Annotated in this window: 21 protein-coding genes; 15 read left to right on the forward strand and 6 right to left on the reverse strand. The window is 58.4% G+C overall.

All coding sequences use genetic code 11. From position 1 onward, the window contains the following. Positions 1-54: 54 nt before the first annotated feature. From AO353_RS07285 to AO353_RS07295, 3 genes are read right to left on the reverse strand one after another with little or no spacing between them, the layout of a single operon-like run. Positions 55-822, reverse strand: coding sequence for a TerB family tellurite resistance protein (locus tag AO353_RS07285; protein WP_054594306.1), 768 nt, complete (start codon positions 820-822; stop codon positions 55-57). A gap of 1 nt (position 823) precedes the next feature. Then, a complete protein-coding gene (gene murU, locus AO353_RS07290) occupies positions 824-1,495 on the reverse strand; it encodes an N-acetylmuramate alpha-1-phosphate uridylyltransferase MurU (protein WP_054594307.1) in 672 nt (223 codons plus the stop codon). Then, positions 1,492-2,517, reverse strand: a complete 1,026-nt coding sequence (locus AO353_RS07295) for an aminoglycoside phosphotransferase family protein (protein WP_054594308.1) — start codon at positions 2,515-2,517, stop codon at positions 1,492-1,494. The genes murU and AO353_RS07295 overlap by 4 nt, the downstream gene beginning before the upstream one ends. Before the next feature lie 130 nt (positions 2,518-2,647). On the opposite strand from AO353_RS07295, the gene AO353_RS07300 reads away from it, so the two are divergent. The 11 genes from AO353_RS07300 to AO353_RS07350 all read left to right on the forward strand — a co-directional run bounded on the left by AO353_RS07300 (position 2,648) and on the right by AO353_RS07350 (position 16,831). Next, positions 2,648-5,449: an LPS-assembly protein LptD gene (locus tag AO353_RS07300; RefSeq protein WP_054594309.1), complete on the forward strand. Its 2,802-nt coding sequence runs from the start codon at positions 2,648-2,650 to the stop codon at positions 5,447-5,449. Continuing rightward, complete coding sequence (surA, locus tag AO353_RS07305) at positions 5,424-6,746, forward strand: peptidylprolyl isomerase SurA (protein WP_173859940.1); 1,323 nt, start codon at positions 5,424-5,426, stop codon at positions 6,744-6,746. The genes AO353_RS07300 and surA overlap by 26 nt, the downstream gene beginning before the upstream one ends. After that, positions 6,743-7,732, forward strand: coding sequence for a 4-hydroxythreonine-4-phosphate dehydrogenase PdxA (gene pdxA / locus AO353_RS07310; protein ID WP_054594310.1), 990 nt, complete (start codon positions 6,743-6,745; stop codon positions 7,730-7,732). Before surA ends, pdxA begins: the two co-directional genes overlap by 4 nt. After that, positions 7,729-8,547 carry a 16S rRNA (adenine(1518)-N(6)/adenine(1519)-N(6))-dimethyltransferase RsmA gene (rsmA, locus tag AO353_RS07315; protein ID WP_054594311.1) on the forward strand — a complete coding sequence of 273 codons (819 nt, stop codon included), beginning with the start codon at positions 7,729-7,731 and terminating at the stop codon, positions 8,545-8,547. Before pdxA ends, rsmA begins: the two co-directional genes overlap by 4 nt. Positions 8,548-8,665: 118 nt before the next feature. Then, positions 8,666-9,046, forward strand: a complete 381-nt coding sequence (apaG, locus tag AO353_RS07320; protein WP_054594312.1) for a Co2+/Mg2+ efflux protein ApaG — start codon at positions 8,666-8,668, stop codon at positions 9,044-9,046. Further along, positions 9,046-9,927 (forward strand): symmetrical bis(5'-nucleosyl)-tetraphosphatase, encoded by an 882-nt coding sequence (locus AO353_RS07325; protein WP_054594313.1) that lies wholly within the window; start codon positions 9,046-9,048, stop codon positions 9,925-9,927. The genes apaG and AO353_RS07325 overlap by 1 nt, the downstream gene beginning before the upstream one ends. A 33-nt stretch (positions 9,928-9,960) precedes the next feature. After that, complete coding sequence (gene glpE / locus AO353_RS07330) at positions 9,961-10,290, forward strand: thiosulfate sulfurtransferase GlpE (protein WP_054594314.1); 330 nt, start codon at positions 9,961-9,963, stop codon at positions 10,288-10,290. Between the two features lie 287 nt (positions 10,291-10,577). Beyond that, entirely contained in the window at positions 10,578-12,500 is a 1,923-nt protein-coding gene (locus tag AO353_RS07335; protein WP_054594315.1) for a PrkA family serine protein kinase, read from the forward strand. Positions 12,501-12,707: 207 nt separating this feature from the next. Beyond that, complete coding sequence (locus tag AO353_RS07340) at positions 12,708-13,979, forward strand: YeaH/YhbH family protein (RefSeq protein WP_054594316.1); 1,272 nt, start codon at positions 12,708-12,710, stop codon at positions 13,977-13,979. Then, the gene (locus AO353_RS07345; protein WP_054594317.1) at positions 13,976-15,538 is read left to right on the forward strand and encodes a SpoVR family protein; all 1,563 of its coding nucleotides are present in this window, start codon (positions 13,976-13,978) and stop codon (positions 15,536-15,538) included. Before AO353_RS07340 ends, AO353_RS07345 begins: the two co-directional genes overlap by 4 nt. A gap of 63 nt (positions 15,539-15,601) precedes the next feature. Continuing rightward, positions 15,602-16,831: a multifunctional CCA addition/repair protein gene (locus AO353_RS07350; protein ID WP_054594318.1), complete on the forward strand. Its 1,230-nt coding sequence runs from the start codon at positions 15,602-15,604 to the stop codon at positions 16,829-16,831. A 107-nt stretch (positions 16,832-16,938) separates the two neighbouring features. Here the strand turns inward: AO353_RS07350 and folK are convergent, their stop codons facing one another. Continuing rightward, entirely contained in the window at positions 16,939-17,457 is a 519-nt protein-coding gene (gene folK / locus AO353_RS07355; protein WP_054594319.1) for a 2-amino-4-hydroxy-6-hydroxymethyldihydropteridine diphosphokinase, read from the reverse strand. Continuing rightward, entirely contained in the window at positions 17,448-17,801 is a 354-nt protein-coding gene (folB, locus tag AO353_RS07360) for a dihydroneopterin aldolase (protein WP_054594320.1), read from the reverse strand. Before folB ends, folK begins: the two co-directional genes overlap by 10 nt. A gap of 74 nt (positions 17,802-17,875) precedes the next feature. On the opposite strand from folB, the gene plsY reads away from it, so the two are divergent. After that, positions 17,876-18,445, forward strand: a complete 570-nt coding sequence (plsY, locus tag AO353_RS07365; RefSeq protein WP_054594321.1) for a glycerol-3-phosphate 1-O-acyltransferase PlsY — start codon at positions 17,876-17,878, stop codon at positions 18,443-18,445. 36 nt (positions 18,446-18,481) lie between these two features. Here the strand turns inward: plsY and tsaD are convergent, their stop codons facing one another. Then, positions 18,482-19,507: a tRNA (adenosine(37)-N6)-threonylcarbamoyltransferase complex transferase subunit TsaD gene (gene tsaD, locus AO353_RS07370; RefSeq protein ID WP_054594322.1), complete on the reverse strand. Its 1,026-nt coding sequence runs from the start codon at positions 19,505-19,507 to the stop codon at positions 18,482-18,484. Positions 19,508-19,706: 199 nt separating this feature from the next. Between tsaD and rpsU the strand changes: the two genes are divergently transcribed. The 3 genes from rpsU (at position 19,707) to rpoD (ending at position 24,288) form a co-directional block, all read left to right on the forward strand. Further along, positions 19,707-19,922 (forward strand): 30S ribosomal protein S21, encoded by a 216-nt coding sequence (gene rpsU / locus AO353_RS07375; protein ID WP_002551877.1) that lies wholly within the window; start codon positions 19,707-19,709, stop codon positions 19,920-19,922. 489 nt (positions 19,923-20,411) lie between these two features. After that, on the forward strand, positions 20,412-22,373 hold the full coding sequence (gene dnaG, locus AO353_RS07380) for a DNA primase (RefSeq protein ID WP_054594323.1): 1,962 nt from the start codon (positions 20,412-20,414) through the stop codon (positions 22,371-22,373). 67 nt (positions 22,374-22,440) lie between these two features. Further along, positions 22,441-24,288: an RNA polymerase sigma factor RpoD gene (rpoD, locus tag AO353_RS07385; RefSeq protein WP_019693936.1), complete on the forward strand. Its 1,848-nt coding sequence runs from the start codon at positions 22,441-22,443 to the stop codon at positions 24,286-24,288. Positions 24,289-24,353: the final 65 nt, after the last annotated feature.

Consider the following 24,353-nt stretch of genomic DNA (forward strand, 5'->3'; position numbering starts at 1 on the left):
CGCACCCCAGCGGGAGCAAGCTCCCTCGCCACAGGGTTTTCCCTCCATTAGCCGTTAACGAAAATCCCGCCGCTCGCGTATCAACTTATAGGCGTTGTGCAACTCTCGGGTTTTGTCAGTCGCTTCGCGCACCTGGGAAGGAGTCGCCCCCGTGCCGGCAATCTTGTCCGGGTGATGGCGACTGAGCAAACGTCGATACGCACGCTTGATTTGCGACGGCTCACTGGTGGCTGACACCCCGAGCACCCGCAGCGCCTCCTGATAAGCCGCGGCACTGTTTACCAGTGTTTTTTTGTGCGGCTCGTAATCACTGGCCAGGGCATGCACCTGCTCCGGCGTCCAGCCCAGCCACTTGCCCCACTGCAAAATCAGCTCAAACTCCGCGCTTCCGGCACGCCCGTCGGCCCAGACCATCCGCCAACAGGCGCGCAACACACCTTCGGCGGCATGCGGCTGCGCGCTTAAACGGCGCAGGTAGCTGCGCAAGTGATCATGCCCCGACTTGCCACGATTGAACGCCGCGATTGCACGTTTCTGCGCCGATTCGCTCATGTCCAGCGAGCGCATTTCCTGACGCGCCTGGTGGATATGACCATCCACCACCCGGCCATCGCTCTTGGCCAGGCGTCCCAGCAATACAAACAGTAATTCATCGTTACGCAACATCGGCCGACCGCCGAGTCGCTCACGCAACTGCCCGAGGCTTTGCACCTGCAAGCGCCGATCCAGCGCCTGCCCCAACAATGCACCGAGTATGGCCCCCGGAATGCTGGCTATCGCAAAGCCCGCTCCGGCTCCGATCAGAGTCCCTGGCCACAACATATCAGTAGCTCGCTTCTATCAAGTGTTCGACCTGCGCCAGACGCTCATGCGTGCCGACATCGATCCAGTGCCCACGCAGTTGCTCGCCACTCACCTGCCCTTGCGCCATGGCGTCGCGCAACAACGGAGCCAGTTTGAAGGCGCCGTCCACGCACGCCGCGAAGAGCTTCGGATGCAGCACCGCGATGCCACTGTAGGTGAGCGTTTGCGTACCTGGCTGGCCGTCCCGCACTTGACCATCGACCAGACTGAAATCGCCGCTCGGGTGATGGTCCGGGTTGTCGACCAGTACCAGATGGGCCAGGCCCACCATCGGCTGACGCAATGCCGTGAAGTCGTAATCGGTCCAGATATCACCGTTGACCACCACAAAGGCCTCATCACCGAGGAGCGGCAAGGCACGGAAGATCCCGCCGCCCGTCTCCAGCGGTTCACCTTCCGGCGAGTACTGGATGCTCAGGCCATAGCGCGATCCATCGCCCAGGTAATCTTCGATCTGCTGTCCCAGCCAGGCGTGATTGATCACCACCTCGCTGAAACCTGCCGCCGCCAGCGCTCGCAAGTGGTACTCGATCAGCGGCACCCCGCCAACGCGCACCAGCGGCTTGGGTGTGGTCAGGGTCAGTGGGCGCATGCGCTCGCCTTTACCGGCCGCCAGAATCATTGCCTTCATGCAGTCACTCCGACCGACTGGCGCAGACTGGCCAGCAACACATCCAGTTCCACCAGTTCAGGGCGACGGGCGATCACTGCCTCTATATAAGCAAAGAAGCGTGGCACGTCGCCGAGGTAGCGCGGCTTGCCGTCGCGATGGCAGATGCGGGCGAAAATGCCGATCACCTTCAGGTGACGCTGCACACCCATCAGGTCGCTGGCGCGCAGGAAGTCTTCGAAATCAGGCTGAACCGGAATACCGAGAGCCCCCGCTTGCTGCCAGTAGTTCGCCAGCCAAGCACGCACACGCTCCTCGGGCCAGCTGAGGAAGGCGTCCTTGAACAGGCACGTCACGTCATAAGTCACCGGCCCGTACACCGCGTCCTGGAAATCCAGCACGCCGGGGTTAGGCTCGCTGAGCATCAGGTTGCGTGGCATGTAGTCGCGATGGACCAGCACTTTGGGCTGAGCCAGGGCACTGTCGATCAGCTTATCGCTGACTTGTTGCCAGAGCATTTGCTGCGCCGGATCGAACTCGATGCCCAGCTCGCGCTTCACGTACCACTCGGGGAACAGTTCCAGCTCGCGGCGCAACAGTGCCACGTCATAGCTGGGCAGTGGCGCATCCATCGGCAACTGCTGAAAAGCCAGCAACGCTTGCAAGGCATCCTTGAACAAATCGTCGGCATTTTCGTTGTCGATCACGTCCAGATAGGTCTTGTTGCCCAGGTCATTGAGCAAAAGAAAACCGCGCTCAAGGTCTTGTGCATAGATTTTTGGCACGTTAATTCCGGATTTCGCCAGTAAAAAGGCGATATCCACGAAGGGTTTGCAGTTTTCCTGGGGCGGTGGAGCATCCATCACGACGAAGCTTCTACCATCACCTTCCCAACGGAAGTAACGGCGGAAACTCGCGTCGCTGCTGGCCGCGGTCAATGTGGCCGAGGGGACGGCGCCCCAACCTTGTGTGGCAAACAGCGTTGCCAATTGCTCATCGAGCCAAACTTTCAGGTGTTGCAAGCGTACATCTTGGTCAGGCATTACAAGGGTCTCCGACGGCGCTAGCCGTCAAGCGGGTCATGCTTTATTATCCAGCATCTTTTTCAGACCATCGAGAGGCGTGCGGCCCACACCGCGGGCAGATGGCACGCAGGAAGCCCGGACTAATAAGATGGCATTGAAATCCCCCGCGTTTCGTAAAAAATTTCCGTTGTTGGTTACCGGCAGTTTGCTGGCCCTGCAACCTCTAGCCACTTCGTTCGTGGTCGCCGCGGAACAGTATGACTGCTCAGTCTCTGCTTCGGGTGCCTGGGACTGCGCGCCAAAAGCCAACGCAGCCCAATTACCACCGCGCCCTGTACATGAGGGCAGCGCGGTCAGTTCGGGCAACGAGTCAACAGCCGAGAGCAGCACTGCAGGTGGCGAAACCGCCAACAAGCCTGTGCTGGTCACCGAAGCCAAGGGCCGCGCCCTGAAGTCTCGCAGCGCCGACTACAGTCACCTCGACTGGGTCCCGCGTGAGAAGCTCACCGCTGCCCAATTGGCCGAAACAGGTCCTTATTGCTCTGGTTCCTATATCGAACCAATTCGTCCTGGCATGAATGACACGACGAATAAAAGTGACGCCCCGACGTTTATCGGCGCCAAAGCCTCCCGCTACCAGCAGGAAGAACAGGTGGCGACCCTCGCCGGTGACGTGGTCATGCGCCAGGGCAGCATGCAGGTCGAGGCCGATGAGGCCAGCCTCCATCAAGCCGAAAACCGTGGCGAGCTGAGCGGTAACGTTCGCCTGCGCGATAACGGAGCCCTGATCGTCGGCGACCACGCTGACGTACAGCTCGATACCGGTGAAGCCCAAGTCGACAACGCCGAATACGTGATGCACAAATCCCGTGTTCGCGGCAGCGCGCTGTATGCGAAACGCGCCGAGAACGCGATCATCCGCCTCAAGGATGGTACGTACACCACGTGCGAACCGAACAGCAACGCCTGGCAGCTCAAGGGCAACAACATCACCTTGAACCCGGCGACCGGTTTCGGTACCGGGACCAACGTGACACTGCGGGTCAAGGACATTCCGGTGTTCTACACCCCGTATATCTATTTCCCGATAGATAACCGTCGCCAGTCCGGCTTCCTGCCGCCAAGCTTCAGCACCAGCACCAAAACCGGCTTTATGCTGGTCACACCGTACTACTTCAACCTGGCACCGAACTACGATGCCACGGTGTACCCGCGCTATATGAGCAAGCGCGGCCTGTTGATGGAAGGTGAGTTCCGCTACCTGACCAAGTCCAGCGAAGGTCAGTTCGGCGCCGCGTACCTCAACGATGATGACACTGAACGCAAGTTGCAGTCCGACTACGAAAAAACCCGCTACATGCTCAACTGGCAGCACAAAGGCGGGCTGGATTCGCGGGTAATGACCGAGGTCGACTACACCAAAATCAGTGACCCGTATTACTTCCAGGATCTGCAATCCGATCAGATAGGCGTTCAAAGCCGCGACTTCGTGAATCAGCAAGGTGCGGTCACCTACCGTGGCGATACCTATACCGCCCGCGTGAATGCTCAGGCATATCAGCTGGCAACGATCGCCAACATTACGCCGTACAACCGCCTGCCGCAGATCACCTTCAATGGTTACCTGCCGCAACATCCTGGCGGCCTGGACATGACCTACAACACCGAGTTGGTGCGGTTTGACCGGAACCTGAGAACCGGCAACTTCTCTGACGAAAATGGTCTCCAGTCACCTTTCCTGGATACCAACGTCCAAGGTCTGGCACGTGCTACCGGTGATCGTCTGAACCTCGCGCCAGCAGTCAGCCTGCCGATGAATTGGACCTACGGCTTCCTGAAACCGTCGCTCAAGTATCAGTACACCCAGTATGACCTGGACCTCGACGGTACCGGTAAAAGCCAGATCGCTGCGCAAAGCGCGGATGCAGATCGCCTGAACGGCACCTACAGCCGCAATCAGAACCGCGGCGTGCCTATCGCGAGCATCGACAGCGGCCTGTACTTCGACCGTAACACCCAATGGTTCGGCAAGAACTATCGCCAGACCCTGGAACCTCGCCTGTACTATCTTTATGTACCCGAGAAAGACCAGTCTGACATCCCGGTATTCGACACCAGCGAAAGCACGTTCAACTACGCCTCGCTGTTTCGCGACAACCGTTTCACCGGTTCCGACCGCATCGGTGACGAGAACAAACTGTCGCTGGGCGTGACCAACCGCTGGATCGAAGACAACGGTTTCGAACGTCAACGCATCAGCGTTGGCCAGGCCATGTACTTCAAGGACCGCGAAGTTCAGTTGCCGGGCATCGATGCAAAAACCCGTGCCGATGCGCACTCCAACGTCTCGCCGTACGCTCTGGAATACGAATATCGCTGGAACCGCGATTGGCGGACCACGGCCGACTACAACTGGGACCCGGACAGCCGCAAACCTCGCTCGGGTAGCGCGATGTTCCACTACCAGCCGGAAGACAATCCGAACAAAGTCATCAACGCCGGTTATCGCTATCGCAATGACCAGGTCCGCTATGACCAGACCACTGGTAAGTGGACTGTGGGTGGCGGTGACTATGGCACCCCTGGCACGCCTGGTTTCGTGAAGGATTACTACAAGATCAAACAGCACGACTTCTCGGTTATCTGGCCAGTCGTGCCGCAATGGAATGCCATCAGCCGCTGGCAGTACGACTACAACCGCAACCGCACCCTGGAAGCCTTCGGTGGTTTCGAGTACGACAACTGCTGCTGGAAACTGCGCCTGATCAACCGTTACTGGGTGTCATATGACGAGTTCAGTCAAGAAGCCCCGCAAAACGAAAAAGGCGACCATGGCGTCTTCCTCCAAATTGTCCTGAAAGGTCTCGGTGGCGTTACTGGCACCAAGGTAGAGAGCTTCCTCGACAAAGGCATTCAAGGTTATCGTGAACGTGAAGACCAAGCTTTCTGATTGTCTGCGCCCGCTGCTGCTGGGCGCGTTGTTCCTGGGTACCGCGGCTAACGCCGCGGTACAGTCCATCGACAAAGTGGTGGCTATCGTCGACAACGACGTGGTCATGCAGAGTCAGTTGGACCAGCGGGTTCATGAAGTTCAGCAAACCATCGCCAAGCGCGGTGGCGGCACACCACCAACCAGCGTGCTGGAACAGCAGGTGCTCGAACGCCTGATCGTCGAAAACCTGCAGTTGCAGATCGGCGAGCGTTCCGGCATCCGCATTAGCGATGAAGAACTGAACCAGGCTGTCGGCACCATTGCCCAGCGCAACAACATGACGGTGGATCAGTTCCGTGCGGCACTGACTCACGACGGCCTGTCTTACGACGACGCTCGTGACCAGATCCGTCGCGAGATGATCATCAGCCGTGTTCGTCAGCGTCGTGTGGCCGAACGGATTCAGGTATCCGAGCAGGAAGTGAAAAACTTCCTCGCCTCCGACCTGGGCAAAGTGCAACTCTCTGAAGAACTGCACCTGGCCAACATCCTGATCCCGACACCGGAAAGCGCCAATTCGGAAGCGATTCAGAACGCTGCGCGCCAGGCTATGGAGATCTATCAGCAACTCAAGCAGGGTGCTGATTTCTCTCAACTGGCGATCGCCAAATCGGCAAGCGACAACGCACTGGAAGGTGGCGACATGGGCTGGCGTAAAGCCGCTCAACTGCCACCTCCGTTTGACCGCGAGCTGAGCGCCATGTCAGTGGGCGATGTCACCCAACCGGCACGTACACCGGGCGGTTTCATCATCCTCAAAGTGTTGGAAAAACGCGGTGGCGGCAATCAGGTGCGTGACGAAGTACACGTTCGCCATATTTTGGTCAAACCGAGCCCGATCCGCGACGAAGAAAAAACCAAGGCTCTGGCTCAATCGCTCTACACCCGTATTTCTGCGGGCGAAGACTTCGCTGAACTGGCGAAAAGCTATTCGGAAGACCCGGGTTCTGCCCTTAACGGCGGCGACCTCAACTGGATCGACCCGAACGCGCTGGTGCCGGAATTCCGCGAAGTAATGGCCAAGACCCAACAAGGTCAGCTGTCCAAGCCGTTCAAGACTCAATATGGCTGGCACGTTCTGGAAGTCCTTGGCCGCCGCGCCACCGACAGCACCAGCCAGGCCCGTGAACAGCAGGCCATGACCGTACTGCGTAACCGCAAATACGACGAAGAGCTGCAAACCTGGCTGCGTCAGATCCGTGACGAAGCCTACGTTGAAATCAAGCTCCCTGGCGTCGACCAGGCGGCGAAGTGAACCCCAAGCGTTTTGCGCTGACACCCGGCGAGCCGGCCGGCATAGGTCCTGACCTGTGCCTGCTACTCGCCTCGCAAGCCCAGCCACATCCCCTGATTGCCATTACCAGCCGCGACCTGCTCCTTGAGCGGGCCGCGCAGCTGGGCGTGGTCGTTGATCTGCTGCCGGTAACACCGGACAGCTGGCCGGACGTTCCTGCGCCGGCCAACAGCCTGTATGTCTGGGATACTCCGCTCAGCGCACCGGTTACTGCCGGACAGCTGGACAAGGCCAATGCCGCCTTTGTCCTGGAAACCCTGACCCGCGCAGGCGTTGGCTGCCTGGACGGGCACTTCGCCGGAATGATCACCGCCCCCGTGCATAAGGGCGTGATCAATGAGTCGGGCATTGCCTTCTCCGGCCACACCGAGTTCCTCGCAGACCTGACTCACACCCCTCAAGTGGTGATGATGCTCGCCACACACGGCTTGCGAGTCGCGCTGGTTACCACGCACCTGCCGTTGCGGGAGATTGCCGATGCAATTACCCCTGAACGCCTGGAGCGGGTTACACGGATTCTGCACACCGACCTGCAACAAAAGTTCGGCATCGCCCGGCCACGCATCCTCGTTTGCGGACTCAACCCGCATGCCGGCGAAGGCGGACACCTGGGCCACGAAGAAATCGACATCATTGAACCAACCCTGGAGCGTCTGCGCGCTGAAGGCATGGACCTGCGTGGCCCCCTGCCCGCCGACACTCTGTTTACCCCCAAATATCTGGAGCACTGCGACGCAGTGCTGGCGATGTACCACGACCAGGGCCTGCCTGTGCTGAAATACAAAGGCTTCGGCGCGGCAGTCAATGTGACCCTCGGCTTGCCGATCATCCGCACTTCAGTCGATCACGGCACCGCCCTGGACCTGGCTGGCAGCGGAAAAATCGACACCGGCAGCCTGCAAGTCGCCCTGGAAACCGCCTACCAGATGGCCGAGACCCGTTTATGACCGAGCATTACCAACACCGGGCGCGCAAGCGTTTCGGCCAGAACTTCCTGCACGATGCTGGCGTTATCGACCGTATCCTGCGCTCCATTCATGCCAAGCCCGATGACCGTCTGCTGGAAATCGGCCCGGGCCAAGGCGCGCTCACCGAAGGCCTGCTCAATAGCGGAGCCCAACTGGACGTGGTTGAACTGGACAAGGACCTGATCCCGATCCTCAACCAGCAATTCGCCGGCAAGAGTAATTTCAACCTGCACCAGGGCGATGCACTGAAGTTCGACTTCAACAGCTTGAATGCCGCACCCAACAGCCTGCGCGTCGTCGGCAACCTGCCATACAACATCTCCACACCGCTGATTTTCCACCTGCTGAACAACGCAGGCATCATCCGCGACATGCACTTCATGCTGCAAAAGGAAGTGGTCGAGCGTCTGGCGGCAGGTCCTGGCGGTGGCGATTGGGGTCGCCTGTCGATCATGGTTCAGTACCACTGCCGTGTCGAACACTTGTTCAACGTCGGCCCTAGCGCCTTCAACCCGCCACCAAAAGTCGACTCTGCGATCGTCCGCCTGGTACCGCACGCCGTGCTGCCGCACCCGGCCAAAGACCATCGATTGCTGGAGCGCGTCGTTCGCGAAGCCTTCAACCAGCGCCGCAAGACCCTGCGCAACACCCTCAAGGCCCTGCTGAGCAATGCTGAAATCGAAGCCGCCGGCGTCGATGGCAGCCTGCGCCCGGAGCAGCTCGATCTGGCGGCCTTCGTCCGTCTGGCTGACAAGCTCAGCGAGCAAGTCGCCGAGCAGCCTGCCGACATCTGACAGGTCAGAAGCGTTATCGGGTAGGACACCAGCCTTCCAGTCTGGTTTACTACCCGGTACCTGGCCTAGACTGACCTCAATCAGTTACGCGCCCCGCTTAGCTTTTAAGGCCTCTTGCATGTCCGATCCTCGCTATCAGGTCGACGTCAGCGTCGTCACCCGCTATCTGGCAGAACAATCGCAACCCGAGCAGAACCGCTTTGCCTTTGCCTACACCATTACCGTACATAACAACGGCCTGCTACCGGCCAGGTTGCTCTCGCGGCACTGGGTAATTACCGATGGCGACGGCCATGTCGAAGAGGTTCGCGGCGCAGGCGTGGTGGGTCAGCAACCGCTGATCGATGTCGGCCAGAGCCACACCTACAGCAGCGGCACCGTGATGACTACCCGCGTTGGCAACATGCAGGGGACTTATCAAATGCTCGCTGAAGACGGTAAACACTTCGACGCCATCATCGCACCATTCCGCCTGGCGGTGCCCGGAGCCCTGCACTGATGGCGACGTACGCCGTCGGCGACCTGCAAGGCTGCCTTGAGCCCCTGCAATGCCTGCTCAAGCGGGTTGCCTTCGACCCTGCAACGGATCATCTGTGGCTGGTCGGCGACCTGGTCAACCGCGGCCCGCAATCGCTGGAAACCCTGCGCTTTCTCTATGGCATCCGCGAATCGCTGGTGTGCGTACTGGGCAACCATGACCTGCACTTGCTGGCTGCCGGCTACAACATCGAACGCTTGCGCAAAGCCGACACCCTGCGTGAAATCCTCGAAGCCCCGGATCGCGAGGACCTGCTTGAGTGGCTGCGCCAGCAAAAGCTCATGCACTACGACGAACAACGCGATATTGCCTTGGTCCATGCCGGTATACCGCCGCAGTGGTCCCTGCGCAAAGCCTTGAAGTGCGCCGCCGAAGTCGAAGAAGCATTACGTGACGACAACCGCATCGCGCCCTACCTCGATGGCATGTATGGCAACGAACCGCTTAAGTGGGACGGCGACCTTAAAGGTGCTGCCCGCCTGCGGGTGATCACCAACTACTTCACTCGCATGCGTTTTTGCACCAGCGACGGCAAGCTAGATCTCAAGAGCAAGGAAGGCCTCGATAGCGCGCTACCCGGTTACGCCCCCTGGTTCTCACACCAGCAACGCAAGACCCGCGGAAAGAAGATCATTTTCGGCCACTGGGCCGCGCTCGAAGGTAAATGTAATGAACCGGGCATCTTCGCCCTGGACAGCGGTTGTGTCTGGGGTGGCTCGATGACCTTGATGAACGTTGATACCGGCGAGCGCCTGCATTGCAAATGCGATGCCCAGGGCCACACCTTGCCGTATGTCCCCCCAACGACCCCCGAACTATTGTCGGCCAGCGCCAAGCGCTAGGCTGCGCTTTCAGTCAGGCCACAGGAGCCCGCCATGAGCGAATTCAAACGCATCCCCCCAGAACAAGCCCAGGCATTGCGCGAACAAGGCGCGGTGGTCGTCGATGTCCGCGATCCGGCAACTTTTGCCGCACTGCACATCAGCGGATCGAAGCATCTGGATAATCATTCCCTGCACGCATTCATCACCGCCGCCGACCTCGACGCACCGACCGTAGTGGTTTGTTATCACGGTAATTCCAGCCAGGGCGCCGCGGCATATCTGGTCAGCCAGGGCTTTTCCGACGTCTACAGCATGGACGGCGGATTCGAGCTTTGGCGTACGATTTATCCTTCGGAAACAGCGCAAGGCACTGCCGAATAATTTTTTTCACACGCTCCAGCCCACGCCCGCCGCGGGCTGACGAACGGTAGTCATAACAAAACTACGCATTACGCCCCTTACCTTGCGGATTCCGAACTATCCTTAGCCTCAGGCCATCCAAAACAGGGGAGAGCCGGTACACCGGCGCACGGATCATCGGAAGTAGCTTTCAGGGTTGATAGCTTTGAAGGTGTTCAGGGGGGTAAAAGGCAACTGCACTTTCAGTTGCTTGCCAGCATCCACTGATTGATCCGACGTCGGCTCCACGTATCGAGCGAGGTGACGTCATGAGTATCTTTAGCCACTTCCAACAACGCTTCGAGTCCACACGGCAGGAAGAGCTCACTCTGCAGGAGTATCTCGAACTGTGCAAAAAGGACCGTAGCGCCTACGCGTCCGCCGCCGAGCGACTACTGCTGGCCATCGGCGAACCGGAGTTGCTCGACACCTCGACCAATTCGAGACTGTCGCGCATCTTTTCCAACAAGGTGATCCGTCGGTATCCGGCCTTTGAAGACTTCCACGGGATGGAAGAATGCATCGACCAGATCGTCTCCTACTTCCGCCACGCAGCTCAGGGCCTGGAAGAGAAGAAACAGATCCTCTACCTGCTCGGCCCCGTCGGTGGCGGTAAGTCATCCCTGGCCGAGAAGCTGAAACAGCTGATCGAAAAAGTGCCCTTCTATGCCATCAAGGGCTCTCCGGTGTTCGAGTCTCCGCTGGGGCTGTTCAACGCCACCGAAGATGGCGCAATCCTCGAAGAGGATTTCGGCATTCCGCGGCGCTACCTGAACACCATCATGTCGCCTTGGGCGACCAAACGCCTGGCCGAATTCGGTGGCGATATCAGCCAGTTCCGGGTGGTCAAACTCTACCCGTCGATCCTCAACCAGATCGCCGTGGCCAAGACCGAACCGGGTGACGAAAACAACCAGGACATCTCGGCGCTGGTGGGCAAGGTCGATATTCGCAAACTGGAAGAGTTCCCGCAGAACGACGCCGACGCCTATAGCTACTCGGGTGCACTTTGCCGCTCCAACCAGGGCCTGATGGAATTCGTCGAAATGTTCAAGGCACCAATCAAGGTGCTGCACCCATTGCTGACCGCCACCCAGGAAGGCAACTACAACAGTACCGAAGGCCTGGGCGCGATTCCGTTCACCGGGATCCTGCTCGCGCACTCCAACGAATCGGAGTGGCACACCTTCCGCAACAACAAGAACAACGAAGCCTTCATCGACCGGATCTACATCGTCAAAGTACCGTATTGCCTGCGGGTCAGTGACGAAGTGAAGATCTACGACAAGCTGCTGTTCAACAGCTCCCTGGCCAAGGCCCACTGCGCACCCGACACGCTGAAGATGCTCGCTCAGTTCACTGTGCTCTCACGCCTCAAAGAGCCGGAAAACTCGAACATCTACTCAAAAATGCGCGTGTATGACGGTGAAAACCTCAAGGACACTGATCCGAAGGCCAAATCGATCCAGGAATACCGCGACACTGCGGGCGTTGACGAAGGCATGAACGGTCTTTCGACCCGGTTTGCCTTCAAGATCCTGTCGAAAGTCTTCAACTTCGACCCGCATGAAATCGCCGCCAACCCAGTGCATCTGCTCTATGTGCTGGAACAACAGATCGAACAGGAACAGTTCCAGGCGGAAACCCGCGAGCGCTATCTGCGCTTCCTGAAAGAGTACCTGGCGCCGCGTTATATCGAGTTCATCGGCAAGGAAATCCAGACCGCCTACCTGGAGTCCTACAGCGAATACGGGCAAAACATCTTCGACCGCTATGTGCTCTACGCGGACTTCTGGATTCAGGATCAGGAATACCGCGATCCGGAAACCGGCGAGATCCTCAACCGCGTAGCCCTCAACGAAGAGCTGGAGAAAATCGAGAAACCGGCGGGCATCAGCAATCCGAAGGATTTCCGCAACGAAATCGTCAACTTCGTCCTGCGTGCCCGTGCCAACAACAACGGCAAGAATCCGACCTGGCTCAGCTACGAGAAGCTGCGGGTGGTCATCGAGAAGAAAATGTTCTCGAACACCGAGGATCTGCTGCCGGTTATCAGCTTCAACGCCAAGGCCAGCAAAGAGGACCAGCAGAAACACAACGACTTCGTTACACGGATGGTCGAGCGCGGCTACACCGACAAACAGGTACGACTGCTCTCCGAGTGGTATCTGCGGGTCAGGAAATCGCAGTAACACGCTGCCGGTCAGACCGGTTGTCGTTAGCCCGGGCCTGCGTAATAAAATTCTGTTACACAGGTTTCAGGAAGGTGTTTGGAAATCGGCAGCGAAGTCCAGGCAACGCGCAGGTGGTACGGGAGGCGCAAGATCGCGCCTCCTGCCCCGCGCCCATTACCGCCAGACTTGCTCGCGATTTCTCAAGACAGCTTCTAAGGAGCAGTCATGAGCTATGTGATCGACCGACGTCTCAATGGCAAGAACAAGAGCACGGTAAACCGTCAGCGGTTTCTGCGGCGCTACCGTGATCACATCAAGAAGGCCGTCGAAGAGGCCGTCAGCCGGCGTTCCATTACCGATATGGAGCACGGTGAGCAAATCAGCATTCCTGGCCGCGATATCGACGAGCCAGTGCTTCACCATGGTCGCGGCGGCAAGCAGACCATCGTGCATCCCGGCAACAAGGAGTTCACCAGCGGCGAGCATATTGCTCGTCCACCGGGAGGTGGCGGCGGCAGAGGCCCCGGCAAGGCCGGCAACTCCGGCGAGGGCATGGACGAGTTTGTGTTCCAGATCACCCAGGAAGAATTTCTCGAGTTCATGTTCGAGGACCTGGAGCTGCCGAACCTGGTCAAGCGTAACCTGAGCGGCACTGATACTTTCAAGACCGTGCGCGCCGGCATCAGCAACGAAGGCAATCCTTCACGGATCAACATCATCCGCACCCTGCGCTCGGCCCATGCTCGGCGTATCGCACTGTCAGGCAGCAGCCGGGAGAAACTGCGGGTAGCAAAAGAGGAACTGGCACGACTTAAACAGGAAGAACCCGACAATTTCGGCGATATTCAGGAAATCGAGGCAGAAATCGAGCGCTTGAGCGCGCGCATCAACCGTGTGCCGTTTCTCGATACCTTCGACCTTAAGTACAACCTGCTGATCAAGCAGCCCAACCCCAGCTCCAAGGCGGTAATGTTCTGCCTGATGGACGTTTCCGGCTCCATGACCCAAGCCACCAAGGACATCGCCAAACGGTTCTTCATCCTGCTGTACCTGTTCCTCAAGCGTAACTACGAGAAAATCGATGTGGTGTTCATCCGCCACCACACCAGCGCCCGGGAAGTCGATGAGGAAGAGTTCTTCTACTCTCGCGAAACCGGCGGCACCATCGTTTCCAGCGCCCTGAAACTGATGCAGGAGATCATGGCCGAACGGTATCCGAGCAACGACTGGAACATTTACGCCGCGCAAGCTTCCGACGGTGACAACTGGAACGATGACTCGCCGATCTGCCGAGACATCCTGATCAACCAGATCATGCCATTTGTGCAGTACTACACTTATGTGGAGATTACCCCCCGCGAACACCAGGCCCTGTGGTACGAATACGAGCGTATCAGTGAAGCCTTTTCCGATACGTTTGCCCAGCAACAGCTGGTTTCAGCCGGGGATATCTATCCGGTTTTCCGTGAACTCTTCCAGCGCAGGTTAGTGACATGACCGCCAAAGAGCAGAAGCGCCAACCCATATCCACCGGCTCCGAATGGACGTTTGAGCTGATCCAGGCCTACGACCGGGAAATCAGCCGCCTTGCGGCCCGCTACGCGCTGGATACCTACCCCAACCAGATCGAGGTGATTACCGCCGAGCAGATGATGGACGCCTACGCCTCTGTCGGCATGCCGCTGGGCTATCACCACTGGTCCTATGGCAAACACTTCCTCAGCACCGAGAAGTCCTACAGTCGCGGCCAGATGGGACTGGCCTACGAGATCGTGATCAACTCGGACCCGTGCATCGCCTACCTGATGGAAGAAAACACCATCTGCATGCAGGCACTGGTAGTGGCTCACGCCTGCTACGGCCACAACAGCTTTTTCAAGGGTAATTACCTGTTCCGCACCTGGACCGATGCCAGCTCGATCATTGACTACCTGGTGTTTGCCAAGCAGTACATCATGCAATGCGAAGAACGCCATGGCATCGATGCCGTGGAAGACCTGCTCGACTCCTGTCATGCCCTGATGAACTACGGTGTCGACCGCTACAAACGTCCTTATCCGATTTCCGCGGAAGAAGAGCGACGCCGGCAAAAGGATCGTGAAGAACACCTGCAAAAGCAGATCAACGACCTGTGGCGCACCATTCCAAAAGGCGCAGACAAGTTCAACGAGAAAGATAACGCACGCTTTCCGGCAGAACCGCAGGAGAACATCCTCTACTTCATCGAAAAGCACGCCCCGCTGCTGGAGCCATGGCAACGGGAAATCGTACGAATCGTGCGCAAGATCGCGCAGTACTTTTATCCGCAGCGTCAGACTCAGGTCATGAACGAGGGCTGGGCGACGTTCTGGCACTACACCCTGATGAACGACTTGTACGACGAGGGCCTGGTAACCGACGGCTTCATGATGGAGTTCCTGGCGTCTCACACCAGCGTAATCTTCCAACCCGGGTTCGACAGCCCTTACTACAACGGCATCAACCCCTACACCCTGGGTTTTTCCATGTACCGCGACATTCGGCGCATGTGCGAAGCCCCTACTGAAGAGGATTACCGCTGGTTCCCCGAAATCGCCGGGACCGACTGGCTGTCGAGCATCAAGTTCGCCATGAGCAGCTTCAAGGACGAAAGCTTCATCCTGCAGTACCTGTCACCCAAAGTGATTCGTGACCTGAAACTGTTCAGCATTCTCGATGACGACCAGAAAGACGACCTGCTGGTGCCAGCCATTCATGACGAAGAAGGCTATCGGACCATTCGTGAAACCCTGGCAGCACAGTACAACCTGGGTAACCGCGAACCGAACATACAGATCTACAGTATCGACCGGCGCGGCGACCGCTCGCTGACACTGCGCCATCAGCAACATGATCGCAAACCACTCGGAGACTCCACCGAGGAAGTGCTCAAGCACCTGCACCGCCTCTGGGGCTTCGATATTCACCTGGAAACCCTGCAAGGTGACCAGGTAATGAAAACCCATCATGTCCCGCCAAAAGGCGAGCATAGCGAGGGCGAATACGGCCGGATGGACCTCGCCGTCATTCATCTTTGATGTCAGCCGGACCTCCGAAAGTTCGACGCAAGGGTTATCCTGTCGGGCTAACGGAGGTTTTTTATGCAGATTTATAAAGTCGGCGGCGCGGTCCGTGATCGCCTGCTCGGCAAGCCTGTTACCGACATCGACTGGGTGGTGGTGGGCGCCAGCACCGAAGAAATGCTCGCCAAGGGCTATCGCCCGGTAGGCGCCGATTTTCCGGTATTCCTTCACCCCAAAAGCGGCGAGGAATATGCGCTTGCCCGCACCGAACGCAAAAGCGGACGCGGCTACGGCGGCTTCACCTTCCATGCCAGTCCGGAAGTCACCCTGGAAGAAGACCTGATTCGTCGCGACCTGACGATCAATGCCATGGCCGAAGACGATCACGGTCAATTGACCGATCCGTATCACGGCCAGCGTGACCTTGAAGCGCGCCTGCTTCGCCACGTTTCCCCCGCGTTCGCCGAAGATCCTCTCCGTGTACTGCGTGTTGCCCGTTTCGCCGCACGTTATGCCGGGCTCGGCTTCACGGTAGCCCCCGAGACCCTGGACCTGATGCGTCAGCTCAGCGAATCAGGTGAGCTTGAGGCGCTGACCGCAGAGCGCAGCTGGAAAGAAATTTCCCGCGCCCTGATGGAAGACCAGCCGCAAGTATTCATCCAGGTTCTGCGCGACTGTGGCGCCCTGAACGTCTTGATCCCCGAGGTTGAAGCGCTGTTCGGCGTGCCACAACCCGAAGCCCACCACCCAGAAATCGACAGCGGCGTGCACACCCTGAGCGTTCTCGAGCAGGCAGCCCTGCACAAGCAGCCGCTGACCGTGCGCTGGGCCTGCCTGCTGCATGATCTGGGCAAAGGCCTGACACCTGAGAGCCAGTGGCCCAGACACATCGCTCACGAGCACAAGGGCCTGAGGCTGATCAAAGCGGTCAACGAGCGCTTCAAGGCCCCGCGCGACTGCCAGGAACTGGCGTTGCTGGTTGGCGAATACCATACCCATGGTCATCGCGCACTGGAACTGAAGCCGTCGACATTGCTGGAATTGCTGCAGAGCTTCGACGTTTACCGACGGCCGCAGCGCTTTGAAGAATTCATCAACGCCTGCGAAATGGACGCCCGCGGCCGCAAAGGCCTTGAGCAGAGAAGTTATCCACAAGCGGATTATTTGCGAGGCGCGGCGACCGCCGCACGCACCGTGGCGGTTCAGCCATTGCTGGAGCTGGGATTCAAAGGCCCGGAGCTGGGCGAGGCGCTCAAGCGCGAACGGCTCAAGGCTCTGAAGGCCTACAAAGAAGCGGCGTCTGCTTGAAAGCATCGCGGGCAAGCCTTGCTCCTACGAGACCTATGCCGAGCGCGTAAATAGCGTACGACACAATACTGTAGGAGCAAGGCTTGCCCACGATGGCGTCATCAAGATCACAGCAGATTCGAAGGGGTCAACTGCTCACCGCGCCACTCAAACGCAACCGGCGCCAATACCTGATCAATCTTCGCCTCACTCCACAGAGAGGCAAAACTTTTACCTACACCCGGATGCACCCTGTCCGGCGCTATCAGCGACAACGGCCACAGCACAAAGGCATTTTTCAGGATTTCCGTTCGAGGCAGGATCAATCCGTCGAAATTACCCACCAGATCGCCATACAGCAGCACGTCGATATCCAACGGCAAGCCCTTGCGATCGGGGGCATAACGACCGTTGTCGGCCTCGATAAACTTCAACCGACGGTCCAGCTCCATCAACGGCAGATCGGTAAACGCCGACACTACGAAATTGAAAAAAGGCCCGCTCTTGATCCCCACCGGCTGACTTTCGAACACCGCCGAACAGCGTATATCCACCAGAAAACCGGCAAGCGCTTCCAGCCCCGCCTGCAAATGAACTTCGCGCTCGACATTGCTGCCGAGCCCGAGAAATACCTGAGTTAGCGACATCCGCGCTCGATCTCCACGCCCACGCCCGTTGCAGCCGGGATAGCCCCCGGCTTGGTCAGCTTGAGGCGCAGCCAGGTAATCTTGAATTCGCTCATCAAGACTTCGGCCAGACGCTCGGCAAAGGTTTCAACCAGTTGGTACTGCGCCTGCTCGGCAAACGCCTGAATACGTGCTGTCACGCTGGCGTAGTCGAGCGCCAGGGCCAGGTCATCACCCGCCGCTGCCGGGCGATTGTCCCAGGCGAAATTCAGATCAAGACGCAGGCACTGACGGATGCCGCGCTCCCAGTCGTAGGCACCGATCACCGTGTCGACTTCCAGGCCCTCGATAAACACTCTGTCCAAGCACTCTTCTCCGCAGCACGACAAGGGCGCAATGCGCCGTTAGAATCAGGGCGTCCTCGCCCGGAATAGTTAGCATGTTTTGGTTACTGGCGATCCTCGCCTACCTGCTTGGCTCTCTGTCCTTTGCCATTTTGCTCAGCCGCCTGACCGGTAACCCCGATCCGCGAATGAGTGGCTCGGGTAATGCCGGCGCCACCAACATGTTACGCCTGGCCGGCAAAAAACTCGCCGTCCTGACCTTGCTCGGCGACCTCTGCAAAGGCCTGCTACCCGTGTTGATTGCAGGGCTTGCGGGCCTCTCGGTACAGCAACAGGCCTGGGTCGGCGTCTATGCCGTGATCGGCCATCTGTATCCGCTGTACTTCCGCTTTCGCGGCGGCAAAGGTGTTGCAACGGCTGCCGGCATGCTGCTGGGGCTTTACCCTCCGGCAGCGCTCCTCGCAATCGGCGCGTGGCTATTGACCTTCTACCTCACACGCACCAGCTCGCTGGCCGCCCTGATCGCCACGCCCCTGACCCTGCCACTGCTGGCCTGGCAGGAGCCGGGAGCATTGCTGCCGATGAGCGCACTGACAGCACTGATCGTCTGGCGCCATCGCGGCAATCTACGCGACCTGTTTGCCGGGCGCGAACGGCATTTTTAAATACTCTTGCCGAGTACGCCCCTGACTCACCCGTCTTTACACAGGTGACAACTGCTCCATCGGCCAACGCGCCTGCACGCTGATCGCCAGACTTTCCTGCTGACCGGCCTGTAACCGCTGGCACCCGGCAAAAGCGATCATTGCGCCGTTATCGGTACAGAACTCCGGACGTGCGTAGTAAACGTCGCCCTTCATGTCGCCAAGCATTTTCTCCAGGGACACACGCAAAGCCTTGTTTGCACTGACGCCGCCAGCGATCACCAGACGCTTGAGGCCCGCCTGCTTCAGGGCACGCTTGCACTTGATGGTCAGAGTCTCCACCACTGCCTGCTGGAAGGCCAGCGAGATGTCGCTGCGTGTTTGCTCGCCGTCGTCCCCAGCGCTGACGCACTGCTGCCACGTGTTCAAGGCAAAGGTTTTCAAGCCGCTGAAACTGAAGTCCAGACCCGGTCGATCACACATCGGACGCGGGAACACGAAACGTCCGGCGACGCCTTGCGCGGCCAATCGTGCGATTTCCGGACCACCAGGGTAATTGAGGCCCATCATCTTCGCCGTCTTGTCGAACGCCTCACCGGCAGCATCATCCAGCGTCTCGCCCAACAACTCGTATTGACCGATACCATCGACTCGAACCAGCTGGGTATGACCACCGGACACCAACAAAGCGACGAACGGAAATTCGGGCGGTTGCGGCTCCAGCATCGGCGCCAGCAAGTGACCTTCCATGTGGTGCACACCCAAGGCTGGAATACCCCAGGCAAACGCCAGCGCCTGAGCGCAGGACGCCCCCACCAGCAAGGCCCCGACCAGGCCAGGACCCGCGGTGTAGGCGATGGCATCGATCTCGGTCGGCACGCAGTCGGCTTCAGCCAACACCTGACGAATCAAGGGCAGCATACGTTTGACGTGGTCACGCGAAGCCAGCTCCGGCACCACACCACCATAGGCGCGATGCAGGTCGATCTGACTGAACAGTGCATCGGCCAACAGGCCTTTTTCACTGTCGTAAAGTGCGACGCCGGTTTCGTCGCAGGAGGTTTCTAATCCCAGTACTAGCATGGGTTTGCGCCTTGTTTAGGCTAAATTCGAAGGCGCGCATAATAGTCGCCACGTGATGCCCCGACCAGCGGTTTTCGATCAGAGGCTTTGCATTCCGAGCGATGAGGGGTTAACATCCGCAACCCTTAAAAACCGACGTCTTCAAGTGCACTTTTGCCGCGAGGATGTTGACCCCGGTAATGAATGAAGGTAGCTCTGGATGCCAGCCGTCAAAGTTAAAGAGAACGAACCCTTCGACGTAGCTCTGCGTCGTTTCAAGCGCTCCTGCGAAAAAGCCGGTGTTCTGGCTGAAGTTCGTAGCCGCGAATTTTACGAGAAGCCGACTTCTGAGCGTAAACGTAAAGCAGCAGCCGCTGTTAAGCGTCACGCCAAGAAAGTTCAGCGCGAACAGCGCCGCGCCGTTCGTCTGTACTAATACGCAGACGTTCGTAGCAAGCTTCTGCCAAGCCCGGCCCTCAGCCGGGCTTATGGCATTTGCGGATATCGCTTGATGCTTCACTGTCAAAGCCGCAGACGCGACCGAGACAAACCTGTTTCACACGTCAGACCTGGCTCTTTTGCCAGCGGTGCACGTCTCTTCTGACGAGCCTTCCAAGGCTACTGACGAGCACAACCTTTTACTGATTCCTCTCACGACGATCAGCCCAAGGCACGATTTTGCGTGCCCACTTATGAGCTATCCGAGGCCTCCCTTTGGCCAATGCGGACTCAGCGCAACACTTTCAAACAGTCGAATACCGATGAGCACTAACGCCAGCGGATTTTCGGCAGATACACTTCCCGACAGCGAATACGCAGACGATACCTGGTCGAGCCGCACATCCTCCGCGCCTCAACATAATGACCAGCATCAGGCCGCCTTTCGCGCGGGTTAGATTTTCAGCGCAGTGATGACGAGAACGCCATGGCCGGGCTAATTCCCCAGAGCTTTATTGACGACCTTCTGAACCGCACCGACATCGTCGATGTGGTCAGCTCGCGCCTGCAAATGAAAAAAGCCGGCAAGAACTACACCGCCTGCTGCCCATTTCACAAAGAAAAAACCCCCTCCTTCAGCGTCAGCCCGGACAAACAGTTCTATTACTGCTTTGGCTGCGGCGCTGGTGGCAACGCCCTCGGCTTCATCATGGACCACGACAACCTGGATTTTCCCCAGGCTGTCGAAGAACTGGCCAAAGCCGCCGGCATGGAAATCCCCCGCGAGGAAAGCGGTCGCCCGCATAAACCGCGACAACCGACCGACTCGCCGCTCTACCCACTGCTGACCGCCGCTGCTGATTTCTACCGCCAGGCACTGAAAAGCCATCCGGCGCGAAAAGCAGCTGTCGACTACTTGAAGGGTCGCGGCCTGACCGGCGAGATCGCCCGCGATTTCGGCCTCGGCTTCGCACCTCCGGGCTGGGACAATCTGTTCAAGCATCTGAGCAGCGACACCCTGCAACAAAAGGCCATGATCGACGCCGGCCTGCTGATCGAGAACGCCGAAACCGGCAAACGCTACGATCGCTTTCGCGACCGCGTGATGTTCCCGATTCGCGACAGCCGCGGGCGCATCATCGCGTTTGGCGGCCGAGTACTGGGCGACGACAAACCGAAATACCTGAACTCACCGGAAACCCCGGTATTTCATAAAGGCCAGGAACTCTACGGCCTGTATGAAGCACGCAAGAATAACCGCAATCTCGACGAGATCATCGTCGTCGAAGGCTACATGGACGTCATCGCCCTGGCCCAGCAAGGCCTGCGCAATGCCGTCGCCACACTCGGCACCGCCACCAGCGAAGAACACTTGAAGCGGCTGTTTCGCGTGGTGCCCAACGTGCTGTTCTGCTTCGACGGCGACCAGGCTGGCCGCAATGCCGCGTGGCGCGCCCTGGAGTCAACGCTTACGAGCCTGCAAGACGGACGGCGTGCGCGCTTCCTGTTCCTGCCCGAGGGCGAAGACCCGGACACGCTGATCCGCTCTGAAGGCACCGACGCCTTTCGCGCGCGGATCAATCAACACGCCCAGCCATTGGCAGACTATTTTTTTCAGCAGTTGATCGAGGAGTCCGATCCGCGCTCGCTCGAAGGCAAGGCCCACATGGCCACCCTCGCCGCGCCGCTGATCGACAAAGTCCCGGGAGCCAACCTGCGCACTCTGATGCGCCAGCGCCTGACCGAAATTACCGGCCTGAACAGCGAGGCAGTCAGTCAGCTGGTGCACAGCGCGCCACAGGATGCACCTCCCGCCTACGACCCCGGCATCGATTACGACGCCATGCCGGACTATTCCGACTACCACCAACCGCAAGAGGCCTATGTACCTCAGCAGGAGTGGACGCCGAAAAAACCGGGCAGCGGCGGCAAGAAATGGGATAACAAACCCTGGGACAAGAAAGGCAAACGCGACGAGCGGAGTCCACCCCGCACCCCGATTGCTGTCGAGGCCCCCACCTTGATTGCGCTGCGCACACTAATTCATCATCCGCAACTGGCCGGCAAAGTTGAGACCGCCGACCACTTCGCAAATGAAAGCAACACTTATGCGCAACTGCTAATAGCCCTGATCGAGGCCGTGCAAAAAAATCCTAAGCTAAACTCTATCCAGCTAATGGCCCGCTGGCATGGAACCGAGCAAGGACGCCTGCTTAAAGCACTCGCGGAAAAGGAGTGGTTAATTGAAGGTGACAACCTTGAACAACAGTTTTTAGACACCATTACTAGGTTATCAGCGGGTCAGCACACGCAGACCCTCGACGACCTCATCAAGAAAGCACGGCAGCCAGGATTGACTGCCGAGGAAGCGAATCAAATAGCAAATCAGATGCGCGACCTACTAAAACGGAATGTTTCCGCATCAAACCCGACCTCAAGTGGCGCGTGAGGTCATAGCTAAGGTATAATCCTCGGCTTGTTTTTTGCCCGCCAAGACCTTCAGTGGATAGGGTGTTATGTCCGGAAAAGCGCAACAGCAGTCTCGTATCAAAGAGTTGATCACCCTTGGTCGTGAGCAGGGTTACCTGACTTACGCGGAGGTCAACGACCACCTGCCGGAGGATATTTCAGATCCGGAACAGGTGGAAGACATCATCCGCATGATCAATGACATGGGGATCAACGTATTCGAGGTTGCGCCAGATAAGGATTCCCTTATGCTGGCCGACGCCGATACCGACGAAGCAGCCGCAGAAGAAGCGGCGGCAGCGTTGGCAGCGGTTGAGACCGACATTGGTCGCACTACCGACCCAGTGCGCATGTACATGCGCGAAATGGGTACCGTAGAGCTCCTCACACGTGAAGGCGAAATCGAAATCGCCAAACGTATTGAAGAGGGCATCCGTGAAGTGATGGGCGCAATTGCGCACTTCCCTGGCACGGTTGACCACATTCTCTCCGAATACACTCGCGTCACCACCGAAGGTGGCCGCCTGTCCGACGTCCTGAGCGGTTATATCGACCCGGACGACGGCATTGCGCCGCCTGCTGCAGAAGTGCCGCCGCCTGTCGACCCGAAAGCCGTGAAAGCGGATGACGACACCGATGACGACGACGCTGAAGCCAGTGACGACGAAGAAGAAGCCGAAAGCGGTCCGGATCCGGTCATCGCAGCACAGCGTTTTGGCGCTGTGGCCGATCAGATGGAAATCACCCGCAAGGCGCTGAAAAAGCACGGTCGTGAAAACAAGCAGGCCATTGCCGAGATGTTGGCGCTGGCTGAGCTGTTCATGCCGATCAAACTGGTTCCGAAGCAATTCGAAGGCCTGGTTGAGCGTGTACGTAGCGCCTTGGATCGTCTGCGTCAGCAAGAGCGCGCGATCATGCAACTTTGCGTTCGTGATGCACGCATGCCGCGTGCCGACTTCCTGCGCCAGTTCCCGGGCAACGAAGTTGACGAAAGCTGGACCGAAGCACTGGCCAAAGGCAAAAGCAAATACGCTGAAGCCATTGGTCGCCTGCAGGCCGACATCGTTCGCTGCCAGCAGAAGCTGACCGCACTTGAAGCCGAAACCGGCCTGAAGATTGCCGAGATCAAGGACATCAACCGTCGTATGTCGATCGGTGAGGCCAAAGCCCGCCGCGCGAAGAAAGAGATGGTCGAAGCCAACTTGCGTCTGGTGATCTCGATCGCCAAGAAGTACACCAACCGTGGCCTGCAATTCCTCGATCTGATCCAGGAAGGCAACATCGGTTTGATGAAAGCGGTAGACAAGTTCGAATACCGCCGCGGCTACAAATTCTCGACTTATGCCACCTGGTGGATCCGTCAGGCGATCACTCGCTCGATCGCCGACCAGGCCCGCACCATCCGTATTCCGGTGCACATGATCGAGACGATCAACAAGCTCAACCGTATTTCCCGTCAGATGCTGCAGGAAATGGGTCGCGAACCGACTCCGGAAGAGCTGGGCGAACGCATGGAAATGCCTGAGGACAAGATCCGCAAGGTATTGAAGATCGCTAAAGAGCCGATCTCCATGGAAACCCCGATCGGTGATGACGAAGACTCCCATCTGGGCGACTTCATCGAAGACTCGACCATGCAGTCGCCAATCGATGTTGCTACCGTTGAGAGCCTTAAAGAAGCGACTCGCGAAGTTCTTTCCGGCCTCACTGCCCGTGAAGCCAAGGTTCTGCGCATGCGCTTCGGTATCGACATGAATACCGACCACACCCTCGAGGAGGTTGGTAAACAGTTCGACGTTACCCGTGAGCGGATTCGTCAGATCGAAGCCAAGGCGCTACGCAAGCTGCGCCACCCGACGAGAAGCGAGCATTTGCGCTCCTTCCTCGACGAGTGATCACAAAACCCCCGGCCCTGCCGGGGGTTTTGCTTTCTGTAGATTAAATTCCCTTCGCTTCGCTC

Origin of the sequence: Pseudomonas fluorescens (assembly GCF_001307155.1) — a bacterium.
GTDB lineage: Bacteria > Pseudomonadota > Gammaproteobacteria > Pseudomonadales > Pseudomonadaceae > Aquipseudomonas > Aquipseudomonas helvetica.

Excerpts from the sequence above, each read along its gene's own strand:
- AO353_RS07285 (WP_054594306.1), bottom strand. The coding sequence starts at position 822 with ATGTTGTGGCCAGGGACTCTGATCGGAGCCGGAGCGGGCTTTGCGATA.
- murU (WP_054594307.1), bottom strand. The coding sequence starts at position 1,495 with ATGAAGGCAATGATTCTGGCGGCCGGTAAAGGCGAGCGCATGCGCCCA.
- AO353_RS07295 (WP_054594308.1), bottom strand. The coding sequence starts at position 2,517 with ATGCCTGACCAAGATGTACGCTTGCAACACCTGAAAGTTTGGCTCGAT.
- AO353_RS07300 (WP_054594309.1), top strand. The coding sequence starts at position 2,648 with ATGGCATTGAAATCCCCCGCGTTTCGTAAAAAATTTCCGTTGTTGGTT.
- rsmA (WP_054594311.1), top strand. The coding sequence starts at position 7,729 with ATGACCGAGCATTACCAACACCGGGCGCGCAAGCGTTTCGGCCAGAAC.
- apaG (WP_054594312.1), top strand. The coding sequence starts at position 8,666 with ATGTCCGATCCTCGCTATCAGGTCGACGTCAGCGTCGTCACCCGCTAT.
- AO353_RS07325 (WP_054594313.1), top strand. The coding sequence starts at position 9,046 with ATGGCGACGTACGCCGTCGGCGACCTGCAAGGCTGCCTTGAGCCCCTG.
- glpE (WP_054594314.1), top strand. The coding sequence starts at position 9,961 with ATGAGCGAATTCAAACGCATCCCCCCAGAACAAGCCCAGGCATTGCGC.
- AO353_RS07335 (WP_054594315.1), top strand. The coding sequence starts at position 10,578 with ATGAGTATCTTTAGCCACTTCCAACAACGCTTCGAGTCCACACGGCAG.
- AO353_RS07340 (WP_054594316.1), top strand. The coding sequence starts at position 12,708 with ATGAGCTATGTGATCGACCGACGTCTCAATGGCAAGAACAAGAGCACG.
- AO353_RS07345 (WP_054594317.1), top strand. The coding sequence starts at position 13,976 with ATGACCGCCAAAGAGCAGAAGCGCCAACCCATATCCACCGGCTCCGAA.
- AO353_RS07350 (WP_054594318.1), top strand. The coding sequence starts at position 15,602 with ATGCAGATTTATAAAGTCGGCGGCGCGGTCCGTGATCGCCTGCTCGGC.
- folK (WP_054594319.1), bottom strand. The coding sequence starts at position 17,457 with ATGTCGCTAACTCAGGTATTTCTCGGGCTCGGCAGCAATGTCGAGCGC.
- plsY (WP_054594321.1), top strand. The coding sequence starts at position 17,876 with ATGTTTTGGTTACTGGCGATCCTCGCCTACCTGCTTGGCTCTCTGTCC.
- tsaD (WP_054594322.1), bottom strand. The coding sequence starts at position 19,507 with ATGCTAGTACTGGGATTAGAAACCTCCTGCGACGAAACCGGCGTCGCA.
- rpsU (WP_002551877.1), top strand. The coding sequence starts at position 19,707 with ATGCCAGCCGTCAAAGTTAAAGAGAACGAACCCTTCGACGTAGCTCTG.
- dnaG (WP_054594323.1), top strand. The coding sequence starts at position 20,412 with ATGGCCGGGCTAATTCCCCAGAGCTTTATTGACGACCTTCTGAACCGC.
- rpoD (WP_019693936.1), top strand. The coding sequence starts at position 22,441 with ATGTCCGGAAAAGCGCAACAGCAGTCTCGTATCAAAGAGTTGATCACC.